Origin of the sequence: Lewinella sp. JB7, from assembly GCF_024297185.1 — a bacterium.
Classification (GTDB): Bacteria; Bacteroidota; Bacteroidia; order Chitinophagales; family Saprospiraceae; genus Neolewinella.
This window is the reverse complement of record NZ_JANCTD010000001.1, coordinates 528,718-542,557: the sequence shown is the minus strand read 5'-3', so window position 1 is coordinate 542,557 and position 13,840 is coordinate 528,718. Positions and strand designations below refer to the sequence as shown.

Sequence of the window (13,840 nt, the reverse complement as noted above, 5' to 3'; positions counted from 1 at the left end):
GCGGTCTCCCGACCGCGCAGTACAACGCTGCCTCCGGCGGCGCAGTACAATGCTGCCTCCGGCAGCGCAGTACAATGCTGCTTCCAGCAGCGAAAGCACGATGCTGCCTCCGGCGGCGAGAGTACAACGCTGCCTCCGGCAGCGCAAGCACGATCCAGCTTCCAGCTGCGCCACCGTATCCATACCTTTATACCATGCCACGCAACGACTACTGGGGATGGTCGCGCCGACCCGCCCCCCAGGCCAAAACCGGCAGCTACCGGCGCAAGTACGGCACCAGCTGGTGGGGTAAGGAATTTCTCTCCGCCCTGCAGCGCCTCGACTACTCCGGTCGCCTGAGCCGTGGGCAAACCTACGCGAACAAGGGCCTCGTCGAAGAGATAAAGCAGCCGTCTCCGGGTCGCATCACCGCGGCCGTCCAGGGCAGTATGCCCGAACCGTACGAAGTCACCTTCGACTGGCGCCCCTGGGAGCCCCGGGAGGGGAAGAGCATCGTGGACGAGATCCGTAAAAACCCCGCCCTCCTCGGCCAGTTGCTGACCGGCACGTTGCCCGAGGAGCTCCTGCAGCTGCTGAAGGACCGGGGAATGACCATCTTTCCGGACACCTTCGCGGAACTGCGACCCGAATGCAGCTGTCCTGACTGGGCCGTCCCCTGCAAACACATGGCCGCCGTCATTTACGTCATGGTCGGAGCCATCGACAACGACCCCTTCGACTTGTTCCGGATGCGCGGCCTGGACCTCCGCGCGGAACTGGTCGGCAGCCAGGATGAAGATATCGCCGCATCCGACGCCCCCCCGCTACTCGCGGATTTGCTGCAGCCGGTGGCCGGCCTTCCGCCCTTTCGGTGGGACGAGGAGCTCGCAACGGGCATCGACTTCGGAGGCATTACCGACGGGGGCTGGCAGGCGGTGCGCAGACTACCGACCGATCCGGCCTTTGATTCTGCCGGCGACTTCCCTTCCTTCATCGAGAAAATCTACACGACCTCCGCGCGGTTCGCCGACCGGCTCTGGCTCCGGGACGATAGCGAAAGTGGCGAGGCCGGTGAACTGCTTCCCCCCGGCGGTCAGTTCGAACTGCACCTCAACGCCGACCTACGGCCGACGACCTTCGCCGCCTACAACGACGAGGACGAGCCCCTCCTGGAAATCCGTACCGAAGCGGGCCTGCTCGACTGGCTACTGCAAGTCGAACAACTGGAGCGCCACCAACTCAGTAAGGAGGCCCGCAGCCTGCTGCTCGGTTTTCAACTGGCGCGGACGCTGGTGCAACGTAAGTCGTTCGTGCCGCGCCTATTGGTGGGCTCCGCAGGTGCTTACCTGGTGCAGTACGTGCCGGCTACCGCCGACGACACCTCACGGGAAATACTAGATAAGTTTTACCAGCTCACCGCCCCTACCCTGCTGTACTACGTAGATGCGGACGGGGCCTTTCTCGAGTTTCGTACCGACCGCGCGGGAGAACAGCTGCTCGCTACCCTGATGGGCTGCATCATCCGACGGGGAACGGATAAGTTGACGGGCGACACCCCGGCACGGCGCCTCTTCCTTCTGGGGCCGCAAGAGCAATTCACCCTGGTCGGCACGGAGGGCTTCGGCGCGGCCATTCATCGCTGGCTGGGACAGTTGTACCTGGCGGATCGGCGCTTTCGCCCCATCGTGAAGGTAGAAGAGAACACGGACGGCCTGACCGTAGAAGTGCTGATCGACGACCGGGAAGCGGCCGGAAAGCAACCCCCGGTCCCGCTGGCCGACTGGCTTCCGGAAGCCGAACCTCACGATCGGCTGATGATCATCAAAACCCTTTCGTTCCTCTCCGGCCACTTCCCGGAACTGCACGTCTATCTGGCCGGCAACGGGTACTCGCCCATGCGCTTTACGGTGGCCGAATTCGCCCCCGTGCTTACCGCCGTGCTGCCAAGTATGGAAGCCCTGGGCGTGCGGGTATTGCTGCCGGCGGCACTACGCAAGCTGCTGCGTCCGGCCCTGGGACTCACCGCGCAGACCAAGCCGGGCACCGAAGTCTTCGAACTGTCGGGCATCATTTCCCTGGATAACATCTTATCCTTCAGTTGGCAGGCCGCCCTGGGCGACGAACTCATATCGGAGGCCGAATTCCGGGAGCTTGTAAGTACGGCGAACGGACTCGTGAAGTTTAAGGACAGCTACGTCCTGCTCGACGAAGCCGAAGTCGCCCGCCTGCTCACAGCCCTCGATGCGGGAGAACCCACCCTCAAACCCCACGAGCGGCTGGAAGCCCTATTCACCGAGGAGTACGATGGGGCACCCGTAAGTATCGGTCCGGAGCTACGGAAGTTGATCGACGGTCTGCGGCACGGTCCGGCTCCCGCCCCGCCCGCCGGGCTGCAGGCGACCCTACGCCCATACCAGTCGCGCGGCTACGCTTGGTTGCACACCAATGCCAGACTTGGCTTTGGCTCCGTCCTCGCCGACGATATGGGACTGGGCAAAACCCTGCAGGTCATCACCCTACTGCTGAAGTACACCGAAGAGGGGCTGCTCGATCGGGAGAAAGGGATCATTATAGTACCTACCAGTCTGCTCGGGAACTGGCACCGGGAGATGGTACGCTTTGCTCCCGCGCTCCGCGCCCACGTCTACCACGGCGGTCAGCGCAAGCTGCCGGAGACGGACGAGTACGAGGTGTTGCTCACGACCTACGGCATCGCCCGCACCGAGGAAACGACCCTGGGAAAACTCGCCTGGCGGGTAGTGGTCATCGACGAGGCCCAGAACATCAAGAATCCCGTGGCCAAACAAACTCGGGCCGTAAAGAAGATAAAGGCTCCCGTACGCATTGCCCTGAGTGGCACCCCGGTGGAAAACCGCTTGCTCGATTACTGGAGCTTGCTCGATTTTACGCTCCCGAAATTTCTCGGTTCCCGCAAACACTTTAACGAGCACTACGGCCGCCCCATTCAGGGAGAGCACGACCAAAGGGCCGCGGCCCGCTTTCAGAAGTTGACGGCCCCCTTCGTCCTGCGGCGCCTCAAAACCGATAAAAGCATCATCAGCGACCTGCCCGACAAGGTAGTCCAGACCGAATACTGCACCCTCACCGCCGAGCAAACGGCCCTGTACCAGAGCATCTTGGACGAAAACATGCGACTGGTCAGGGAATCGGAGGACGGCATCGGTCGTCAGGGGCTTATCCTGAAACTCATCACCGCCCTCAAGCAGTGTTGCAACCACCCGGCCCAGTTCCTGAAGCAGGGCGCCGCCGATTTCACCCGCAGTGGTAAGGGTCTGCTGCTACACGAGCGGCTCACCTCAATCCTCGAGAACGGTGACAAGGCCATTATCTTCACCCAGTACCGGGAAATGGGCGAGCTGCTACAGCGGATGATCCGCGACAGCTTCGGACTCGATACCCCCTTCCTTCACGGCGGTACTGCGACCAGGGACCGCGACGGAATGGTCGAACGGTTTCAGACGGACACCGACTGTCCGCTGCTCCTCATCAGCATTAAAGCCGGCGGGACGGGCCTCAATCTCACCGCCGCCAACCACGTCATTCACTACGACCTCTGGTGGAATCCCGCCGTCGAAGCACAGGCTACCGACCGCGCCTACCGCATCGGCCAGCAGCGGACCGTCTTCGTACACCGCCTGGTCACCGAGCGTACCTTCGAGGAGAAGATCGATCAACTCATCCAATCTAAACAGGAGGTGGCCGATCTGAGCGTGGTGGAGGGCGAAAAGAGCCTGGGCAAGATGACGAACCGGGAGATCGGAGAACTGATGCGGCTAGGGTAACACGCGGTCTCAGACCGCGGGAGTAAAAAGCTCCCTCCGGTAGCGATCGGGCAGTGCGCAGCCATAGGCTGCATCGTACTTCCGCGGTCGGAGACCGCATCCTGCATCGCGGTTGCAAACCGCATCGTACTACACCGATCGATACAGTTCATTCCCGATCTCCACCAGCGCTTCCACCAGTCGTACCAGATCGCGGTTCTTCGTCTTGTGGTTTACGATGCAGATCCGGATGCAGAAGATTCCCCCAAGCACCGTAGAGCTCGGACTGGCGATGCCCCGCTCGTGCAGCCGCAGCAACAGTTCCTGGTTAAGGGCATTGCTTTCCAGTTGCGTCATACCGGACCGAAAGTACCGCAGACATACGATGGACATAGAGACCGGGGCCACCACTACAAGGCCCTCCGTAGCTCCTGCGAGCCCGCCCACGTATTCCGCCTGCCGGTTGTTCTGGGCGATGAGCCGGGCGTAGCCCTCCACCCCGTTTTCCTTCAGCGACATCCACACCTTGAGGGCCTTGAAGCCGCGGGAGAGCTCGAAGCCGTAGTTGTTGAGCGGTTCGGGGCCGCCGGCCAGTCCGCGGTCGCTCGATTGCAGGTAGGCCGGCGTCAGGGCGAAACTCCGGCGGTGCAGTTCGCGGTCGCGGATGAGCACGCAGCCCACTTCGTAGGGTAGGTACATCCACTTATGGAGGTCGAAGGCGATGCTGTCGGCGCGCTCCATATACGCTAGCCGATCGGCGTACACCGGATCGAGGCGGCAGAGCGCACCGTAGGCTCCGTCGACGTGAAACCACAGTCCGTAGCGCCGGCAGATGTTGAAGATCGCCTCCATGGGATCGATGGCCCCGGTATTTACCGTCCCGGCGGTAGCCACCACGCAGATGGGCCGGTGGCCGGCGGCGATATCTTCCTCGATGGCGCGGATGAGAGCCTCGTGGTCCATCTCGTAACGGTCGTTTACGGGTACGCGGCGCAGGTAGCGGTTGCCGATACCCAGTATTTCCACGGCCTTCTGTACGCAGCTGTGGGTTTCGGTGGAGCAGTAGACCGTCGTGCGGGGCATATCCGCTCCGAAGCCCTCCTCCCGAAAATCGGTTCCGAGCTGGCTGTTACGCGCCACCGTAAGGGCGGTGATGTTGGCCATCGAGCCGCCGCTGACGAGCATACCGGAGGCCTTAGCCGGAAAGCCCATCAGCTCCTTACACCAGTCGACCGCCTGGGCGTCCACGTACATCGGCATGTGTTCGCCGATGGTGACGTTGGGGTTGAGGGCCGAGGCCAGCATATCGGCCAGCAGGCCGGTCACCGTGCCCGTCCCCTGCACCCAGGCGTAGAAGGCGGGGTGGATATTCTTCTTGTTGTACGGCACGACGTCGCGGAGAAACTCCGCGTAAATCTCCTCGAGCGGCTGCCCGGTTTGGGGGAGGGGCGCGCGCATTCTTTCCTTCACCGTTTCGGGGATTTGCTGCCAGCTCGCCTCGTCGCTTACCCCTTCGAGGTAGGTCATCATATCGGCGAGCATGCGTTGGCCGAGGGCGGTGGCGGTGGGCCAGTCGGTGGGGTCGAAGTCGTATTCGGTGGGGGGTGGGGTCATGGGGTAAGGGTGGGGGGGGGTTGAATGAGCAATCCGGTTGTTGCAGGGGGAGAATTCGAAGATCCTTGTTATATAAATGAACCTGACTCGCTATATAATCTCCTCCTCTATCAACAACCGTTGCTATCCTGTGATGATCGTTACGGCTACCAATCCTCTTCGTATCGATGTTCGCGGTGATATCCCAAAAATGTTTTGTTTATCTGGTGTGCTGAATGTACATGTAACTTTCCCGGCTCCCCAATTAGGTCAAATGTATCTGAAACCGAAAATCCTCCATAGTCAAATCTGACGTGGTGATTTGGACATAAACAAAGTAGATTTGATAAATCATCGGGTCCATTATGGGGAGCTCCTAAAGGCTTTATATGCGCGGCTTCTGCGTACGGTCCAGCATTTGTCTCAATTCGCGTTTTGCAAACCTGACATTTGAAATCATACATTTCTTTTACTTGCTTTGACAGCCTGGTATCCCGAATTATTCTAGTGATACGTGTCTCTACTCTCTTAGGCGCTCCATATTCAAATTCATCCTCGTTGACTTGCCTACTTTGAATTTCATAGATTTGATTGGATAAAAATTTCAACTGCCTCATCCTAAATCGCCAGACTTCAAACCCACTTTTTCCTTTTTCTTTCCAATAATCTTCTACCCTAAATAAACCATCATATCGGTATCCTTTTTGTGGAGAATATTCTGACCTATGGTTTTGCCCTCTTATTACACGGACAGGTAATCCTTGTTGACAACTAACTGCCAAGGCTAAATTACTCCTGGTCAGTTCTTGATCAACAACCTGTTTGCCTGATGGGATATCTCGCCCCCCGTGACCGGTGTAAACAATTACATCCCCAAAGTCAAGATCATCCTCGTACCCTCCACTTAAGACAATCGAATCCGCTCCTTCAGCTTGTGATCCTGAAATCCCGGCCTGCCTCGGTCGATGAACAAGTGATAGTGAAAGTTCAATTCTGTTTTCAAATGTTTGACCTTCAGCAATTCCTGGTATAGCTCCGAATAGCCTCTTACTCATTAATTAGCATAGTATTAGTTAAAGTAAACAGATACGCTTAGTCAATCGCCAAATCACTCATTTTGCTTCTACAGTGCACCACTAACTAGCGCGGTCGGAGACCGCATCGTACTGGACGACCGCAGGGAGCATCCCCGCAAATTTGAAATTGTAAATTCAGCTATTGTAAATGGTAAATTCTAATGTCCCCAGTCAAAATCCGGCTCCTCCCCCACCCGGATCAGCAGGTCTCCACCGCGTATAACCCGGTCGAAGGGTAAGTGGACACTCTCCCATTCCGCGCCGTCGAGCTCGGTAGACTGAATGTATAGTTGCGTCTCCGGCTCCCCCTCCACGCGGATGGTGAAGCGCCCGGCGGGATAGTAGGTCGAGTCGAGGTGTACGGTCACCTCCTTAAATACTGGGGTGGTGATCTCGTAGGTGGGTTCCGCCGCCGCGCTGCCGTCGACACTGAAGAGGCCAATGGCCATGAGAACGCCGAGGGCCCCCATTTGTCCCTGATCCTCGTCGCCGTGGTAGCCGCCGTGGGGGGTGGTTTCTCCGTAGGCGTTCTTGATTTCGCGGACCCACTTCTGGCTGAGGTGGGGCGCACCGGCGAGATTGAACAGGTGGGCCATGCCGGTGCCGGGTTGGTTGCCGTAGTCGACCCAGTTGGCGGCGTGGACCTTATCCGCCGCCTTCAGCCAGTCGGCCTGGGCCTTTTCGAAGGAGCCATTGAGGGAGTCGAGGTAGTTTTCGCGGCCGCCGAAGAGGTCCATCAGTCCGGGAATGTCGTGGGGGACATAGTGGGTGTAGATCGCCGAGTTGGCCTCGCAGAAGCCGCGGGCGTTGAACTCCTCCACCACCGGGGCGAAGTCTTCGATCCAGCTGCCGTCCATCTCGCGGGGGTGCATGAAGCCGGTGGCGGGGTTCCAGATGTTGCGATAGTTTTGGGAGCGCTTCATGAAGAAGGCGTAGTCGTCGTCCTTACCCAGCAGTTGGGCGATCTGGGCGAGGCACCAGTCCTGATAGGCATATTCGAGGGTCATGCTCGCGCCGTCCCGGTGGCCGCCGGGGCCCGGGATGCCCTCCGGCACGTAACCGCGTTCCTCGTAGTACTGCATCCCGCCCCCGAAGGCCGGCGTGCGGTGTTCGTAACCGGCGTGATCGCGGATGCCCCCGACGAAGGCGTTCTTGCGCAGGCCCTCGTAGGCGGCCTCCACGTCGTAGTTGTCGATCCCCTTATTCAGGGCAGCGGCGAAGAAGGACACCGCCGGGTCGCCGATCATCACGTAGGTGTAATTGCCACCGGAGGGACCGCGAGGGATCAGTCCGCCATTCTTGTACATATCGACCATGGTATTGCAGAAGCCGTCCATGATCTCCGGGTAGGCCAGCGACCAGAGTTGGTTGAGCGACCAGTGACTGCCCCACCAGGCATCGAAGTTGTAGTGGGGATAATTATTGGTAGTGGTGCGTACAACGGGGGATGCACCCGTATTGTCGATGTACGACCCGTCAACATCGCTGATGATCCGGCGACCCAGCAGTGCGTGCCAGAGGTCGGTGTAGAATTTGACGTGCCGTTCCTCCGTGCCGCCTGACACTTCGATCCGGCTCAGCATGTCGTTCCACTGCTCCCGCGATTCCCGCCGAACCCTTGCGAAATCCCAGTGATCCAGCTCGGCGGCCATGTTGGCGCGGGCGTTGGCCGGGGAGGTATAAGAGAGGGCCACTTTAAGCTGGAGGTCGCGCAGTCCTGGATCGAAGGTGAGGTAGACGCCGACGTCCTTTCCGGCGATACTGTCCGTCGTTAATGCTTCCACCGCTCCCTTGCGCCAGCCCCCGAAGTCGGTGGCCGCCGCGCTGGTCTGGGCGTAGAAATATAGCTTAACGGGCTTCGGGCGGCGGTGGGTCCGACCCATGATCACGTAGCCCTCCAGTTCGGTGGGCGATACGCGGCGGACCATGGAGTAGTCCGTCGAATCGTGCGCCAGGAAGGCCCCGGTATCGAAAATGAGGTGGCGGTCCCGGTCGTCGTTGAAGCGATACTTGTGTAGACCGACACGGGTGGTGGAGGTGAGCTCTACGTCGACGTCGTAGCGATCCAGGTGCAACTTATGGTAGCCGGGGGCGACCTCCTCCGTATCGTGGGAGAAGGGGCTCTGGGTCGCGTCCATCCCGAGGTGGCCGCGCATCTCGCCGGTCGTGGGCATCACCGGTACGCCAGACATCTGCCAGGCGTGGACGTGGCTGAAGCAGCGTACCGTCGTGCTGTCGTACAGGTAGCCCGATTCCCAGCTGCCCTTTACGTTGGTGTCGGGACTCAGGTTCACCATACCGAAGGGCCGGCTCGCCGAAGAGAAGTAGAACCACCGCGACTTGTGGGTATCGATCAGTGGATTGACGTAGTCGACGGGCTGGCGGGTCTGGGCGTGCAGCATGCCCCCCAGGAAAATGCAGAGGATCAGGTAAATCGGTAGCGACGTTCGGTTCACGGTGTTGGCGTATTTGAACCGGAAGAACGGAAATTTTTGTGGGTTATGGGGTGGGGATCCCTCAAGTATGAGCTCCTTCACGGCGACCCTGTACAGCGGGCGGTACAAGGTCGGCTTAAAAAGCCTCAACCTTGGAGTAGCAAAAGGATGAACCCTTTTAGGGAGACTCTGTAAGACGGGCAGCGCACGGTCGGCTTAAAAAGCCTCAACCTTGGAGTAGCCTGAGGCTGAGCCCTTCCAGGGCGACCCTGTAGAGCAGGCAATGTGGGGTCGGCTCGGAGGGTCTCAACCGGCAGAGAATAGACGATATGGTGTTTGGTCAAAAGTTCCAAAGGAAACGTACCGGTAATTGTCGCCATCCCCACAATCACTCACCCACGGCTCCTGCATTCCCAGCCCGAAGAGATAGTAGTGCTGTTCGGTCAGCAGCCTATTCGTGACGCTACTAGCGGTTTGGGTGATCGCTCCATAGCGGTTTAGATCAGAGAAGGTAGCACGGGAGCTATGAAGTAATGGCTCAAAACCGCACTCCCACCACCTCCCCCCCAACAATATCGCTACCCAATAACTCATCATTTTCGCGCAGGTACCACTCCTTCGTTTCCACCATGCGCACGCCCCCGATCTCAATCTCACCGTCGAGCAGGAGGTATTCGCCCCCCTGGGGGTTGTCGGAGCGGTAAAACTGGTAGGCACCGAGGGCATAGGTAGCGGGATCGAAGAAGAACTCCCAGGTCTCCACGGTGCCGCCGGACTTGGGGTAGTTGACCCGCAGGCGCAGGTATTCCTTTCCGTGAAATTCGGTCGTGACGAAGTCGTCTTCCAGCGGGGTGCCGGGATCGCGCAGCTTCATGGGCAGCCCGTTGAGGTAGGTATGGTAGTCGCGTTTGCGGATCACATTGGCGCAGCTATCGGAGGCCAGGGGCGGCGAATCGTCCCCCAGATCGGTAGAGCGGCACACGTCGCGGTCGGCCACGAAGTACTTCCCGCCCCCGATCTGGGCGAAGTAGCTTTCCGGCAGGTCGATTACGATGGTATCGCTATTGAGTAAGAAGGCCGCGTCGAAGGTCGTCCAGTTGCCTCCGGGATCGTGGTGGGCGATGGCGCGGTCCAGCACTTCACTCGCCGTGGTGGGCGGTCCGCCGGAAGCCCCGTCACCGGACTGGCAACCAAACAGCAGAAGAATAATAAGATAACACGGAAGGAAGGTGGACATGGAAGCAATATAACACGGAAGGTTCGGGCGGCGGGGCGCGGGAGCAGACAAAGTTACGGGAGCGGGGCGGGTACGGCTGATGATGAGCCCTTCCGGGGCGACCCTGTACAGCGGGCAATGCAGGGTCGGCTCAGAGTAGTCTAAGGTTGAGCCCTTCCAGGGCGACCCTGAAAGACGGGCAGCACAGGGTCGGCTTGAAAAGCCTCAACCTAAGAGTAGCCTGAGGATGAGCCCTTCTAGGTCGACCCCGAAAACCGAGCAGTGCAGGGTCGGCTTACAAAGCCTCAACCTTACAGTAGCCCAAGGTTGAGCCCTTCTAGGGCGACCCCGAAAACCGGGCAGCACAGGGTCGGCCTGGAAAGCCTCAACCTTAAATAGTCTTAGATAAAGTGCGAGAGATACTCCGGATTCACGAATGTACCCGGCCACTCCCGCCATTCGCCCACCAAACCCGCTTTGACCGGATTGTTTAAAACATACCACATCGCGATCAGGAATTTTCCGTCACGGATCGTCCGATCGAAGTACTTGGGCGCCCAGAAGGCCTGCCCCGTGCGACTCAACAGTTGATTGCACCGCTTGCCGGTATATGTTTTATGGCGATTCATCAGCCACCCGATATCGAGTGACTCTTCCGCAGAAGTACTGCTGACGATGAGGTGAACGTGGTTTGACATCGCGCAAACGGCATGCAGTTCAATCTCCTTTCGGGCATGTAGATACTTCCAAGAGTCGATTACCGTCTCACGGATTTCTGGTTGTTGTAAGTGCATCGGACCGGTGCGTGCGCAATGCAACGCTTGTTCAACGGCGGATTCAAACTGTTGATTTATGCGATCCATCTCCATGGCAAGGCTTGCTTCGTATAGCGGATCAGGCAAATCACTTAGCGTCGCCTTCACCTCCCTTACCGCTGCTGTACGCTCCTGAAAAATGCGGTTTCGTTCGGCAACTGGTATACTTCCGTGCAGTCGATAATTGATGTGGACTGGAGACCGACCAATTGGGAAATGAGCGATGGGTTTTCGACGGGGCAGAATGACTGAATTTAGACTTGAATATATAAAAGGGGAGATGTTGAATGTGTATGCTTGCATACCGGCGGTGCGGAGTCGGGTCTAGGGCGACTCCGAAAAGCGGGCAGTGCAGGACCGGCTTGAAAAACCTCAACCTAAGAGTAGCCTAAGGATGAGCCCTTCCAGGGCGACCCTGAACGGCGGGTAGTGCAGGGTCGGCCTGAAAAGCCTCAACTTAAGAGTAGCCTGAGGATGAGCCCTTCTAGGGCGACCCCGAAAACCGAGCAGTGCAGGGTCGGCTTAAAAAGCCTCAACCTTGAAGTAGCCTGAGGATGAGCCCTTCTAGGGCGACCCTGAAAGACGGGCAGCACGGGGTCGGCTTAAAAAGCCTCAACCTCACACTAACCTAAGGTTGAGCCCTTCCAGAGCGACCCTGTAAAGCGGGCAGCGCAGGACCGGCTTAAAAAGCCTCAACCTCACAGTAACCTAAGGTTGAGCCCTTCTAGGGCGACCCTGTAAAGCGGGCAGCGCAGGACCGGCTTACAAAGTCTCAACCTTGGAGTAGCCTGAGGTTGAACCCTTCTAGGGTGACCGTGAAAGCCGAGCAGTGCAGGGTCGGCTTGAAAAGCCTCAACCTAAGAGTAGTCTAAGGATGAGCCCTTCCAGGGCGACCCTGAAAGACGGGCAACCCTGGGTCGGCTTAAAAAGCCTCAACCTCAGAGTAGCCCAAGGTTGAGCCCTTCTAGGGCGACCCTGAAAGACGTGCAATACAGGGTCGGCTTAAAAAGCCTCAACCTCAGAGTAGGGAAAGGATGAGTCCTTCCAGGGCGACCCTATAAAGCGGGCAGCGCTGGGTCGGCTTAAAAAGCTTTAACCTTGGAGTAGCCTGAGGTGAACCCTTCTAGGGTGACCGTGATAGCCGAGCAGTGCAGGATCGGCTCATAGGCCCGCAACCTTGCAAAATTAGAACGAGGGAGCGCTTAGTTGCAGTCGACAGCAAAGCACCGTGATCGGATATCCTTATAATTTGATTACGCCTTCGCCAAAGTTCCAGTAACGACCTGGTGGTAGACTTATCAAAAATTCCTCTTTTAAACTATCAATGCCGATTGTTTCACTAAGGGAGTTAGATAATTGAAAATAGAAAGACCCTACGGCGGTATTCTTCTGGGATGCCGGATTCCAATACTTGCGTAAATCTGAATCACCGTATTGGATCCACAAAGAACTTCCGTCGAGTCCATCACTGTTATAATCGACATATACGGAACATTCCCCGAGCTCCGGGAGAGCAAAAGTTATATTCGTTTCTTCAAAAGAAACCTTGCTGGTAACTGACGGGCGCCGGCGACCATAGCGATGAGTGACGAAAATCACTGAACGAAGTCTTCCTGAGTTATCAAAATACAGATTATATGATTTGGGGCTATAGACATCAATCATTACCGTAACATCAGCATCTTCACCCATCAATAATGGATACTCGATATCATTATCCACATCCCGATTTCGACTAAGCCCGCAACCAAGTATCAGCAATAACGGCAGTAGTCTGATCATGTCCTTAGAAAGCTTTTTTGATTCACCCTCCCCTCCTTCGCTTAATGCTATTTGGAATATCGCTTATTAATGACGACCGGTTGACGTTATAACGGTGCCGGATGCTTGAAATTTTGGTGTTCCGCTCGCGGGTAATGTCTCGGCATAAAACGCCTCGACCAATTTAGCCCGCTTTCCCCTAATTTACGTAGGACCCGCGCACCCGCCCTATGAAGATATCCCCCCTGCCCCTGCCGCCCTGGGAACCCGCGAAGCGGACCCTCCATCATTTTCTCCAAATTATCGGGAAGGTGCGCAAAGCCCGCATGCCCGTGCGCAACCACTGGTGGAATTTGACGCTGTACGTCGACCCCCGTGGCGTGAGTACCCGCGGCATGCCCCTCGATGATATCGGCAACCAGTTCGAGATCCGGCTCGACCTGATCGGCCACCGCTGCGAAGTCGTGACGAGCCGGGGGGAAGAAGTCGGGTTTCCACTCGCGCGCGGACTGAGCGTGGCGGACTTTTATCGCCAGGTCAACGGCCTGCTCGCAAAGATCGACGCCGCTACCCCGATCCTCGCCAGACCCTATGATCTGGAAACCGACCGGCCCTTCGCGGAACTGACCGACGTGGCCGACTACGAGCCCGAAGCCGTCAGTAAATTCTGGCGTGCCCTGCTGTGGGTGGATGGCGTACTGAAGGAATTCGCCGGCAGGTTTTACGGGAAGACCTGTCCGGCCCACCTCTACTGGCACCACTTCGACCTGGTCATCACCCGCTTCTCCGGCAAGCTGGCTCCTCCCATGCCGCCCTCGGCGAGCGCGGTGGAACGGGATGCTTACAGCCACGAGGTGATCAGCTTCGGCTTCTGGCCCGGCGACGATAAGGTGCGGGAAGCCGCCTTTTATAGCTATACCTACCCCCTACCGGAGGGCATCGCCGACGAACCCCTGCTGCCCGCCGGGGCGGACTGGGTAGACAGCAACGGCAGTCCGCTAGCTTTCCTACCCTGGGCCGTGCTGGTCGGCGCACCGAACCCCCGACAGGACCTGCTCGATTTCCTGGAGAGTACCTACACGGCCGGGGCGCGGCGGGCGGGCTGGGAGCTGGAGGAGTGGAGGTACGAAAGTTTTGAAGCGTAGTTTGTCACGCGGGTGTAACGAAAACTAATTGGTTCGCA

General features: G+C 58.2%; 8 protein-coding genes. 2 read left to right on the top strand and 6 right to left on the bottom strand.

The window, feature by feature from the left end:
- Nucleotides 1-194: 194 nt before the first annotated feature.
- Nucleotides 195-3,782, top strand: a complete 3,588-nt coding sequence (locus NMA52_RS02040; protein ID WP_254825965.1) for an SNF2-related protein — start codon at nt 195-197, stop codon at nt 3,780-3,782.
- A 129-nt stretch (nt 3,783-3,911) separates the two neighbouring features.
- On the opposite strand, the gene NMA52_RS02035 is transcribed toward NMA52_RS02040, so the two are convergent.
- The 6 genes from NMA52_RS02035 to NMA52_RS02010 form a co-directional block, all read right to left on the bottom strand.
- A complete protein-coding gene (locus NMA52_RS02035; RefSeq protein ID WP_254825964.1) occupies nt 3,912-5,375 on the bottom strand; it encodes an aminotransferase class V-fold PLP-dependent enzyme in 1,464 nt (487 codons plus the stop codon).
- A 146-nt stretch (nt 5,376-5,521) separates the two neighbouring features.
- A complete protein-coding gene (locus NMA52_RS02030) occupies nt 5,522-6,409 on the bottom strand; it encodes a YDG/SRA domain-containing protein (RefSeq protein WP_254825963.1) in 888 nt (295 codons plus the stop codon).
- A 179-nt stretch (nt 6,410-6,588) separates the two neighbouring features.
- A complete protein-coding gene (locus tag NMA52_RS02025) occupies nt 6,589-8,886 on the bottom strand; it encodes a GH92 family glycosyl hydrolase (protein WP_254825962.1) in 2,298 nt (765 codons plus the stop codon).
- Nucleotides 8,887-9,403: 517 nt separating this feature from the next.
- Nucleotides 9,404-10,102: a DUF6503 family protein gene (locus NMA52_RS02020; RefSeq protein WP_254825961.1), complete on the bottom strand. Its 699-nt coding sequence runs from the start codon at nt 10,100-10,102 to the stop codon at nt 9,404-9,406.
- A 380-nt stretch (nt 10,103-10,482) separates the two neighbouring features.
- Complete coding sequence (locus NMA52_RS02015) at nt 10,483-11,199, bottom strand: transposase (RefSeq protein WP_254825960.1); 717 nt, start codon at nt 11,197-11,199, stop codon at nt 10,483-10,485.
- Between the two features lie 939 nt (nt 11,200-12,138).
- Nucleotides 12,139-12,678, bottom strand: a complete 540-nt coding sequence (locus tag NMA52_RS02010) for a hypothetical protein (RefSeq protein WP_254825959.1) — start codon at nt 12,676-12,678, stop codon at nt 12,139-12,141.
- Nucleotides 12,679-12,887: 209 nt separating this feature from the next.
- Here NMA52_RS02010 and NMA52_RS02005 point away from each other — a divergent pair, with 209 nt between their 5' ends.
- Nucleotides 12,888-13,802, top strand: coding sequence for a DUF5996 family protein (locus NMA52_RS02005; RefSeq protein WP_254825958.1), 915 nt, complete (start codon nt 12,888-12,890; stop codon nt 13,800-13,802).
- Nucleotides 13,803-13,840: the final 38 nt, after the last annotated feature.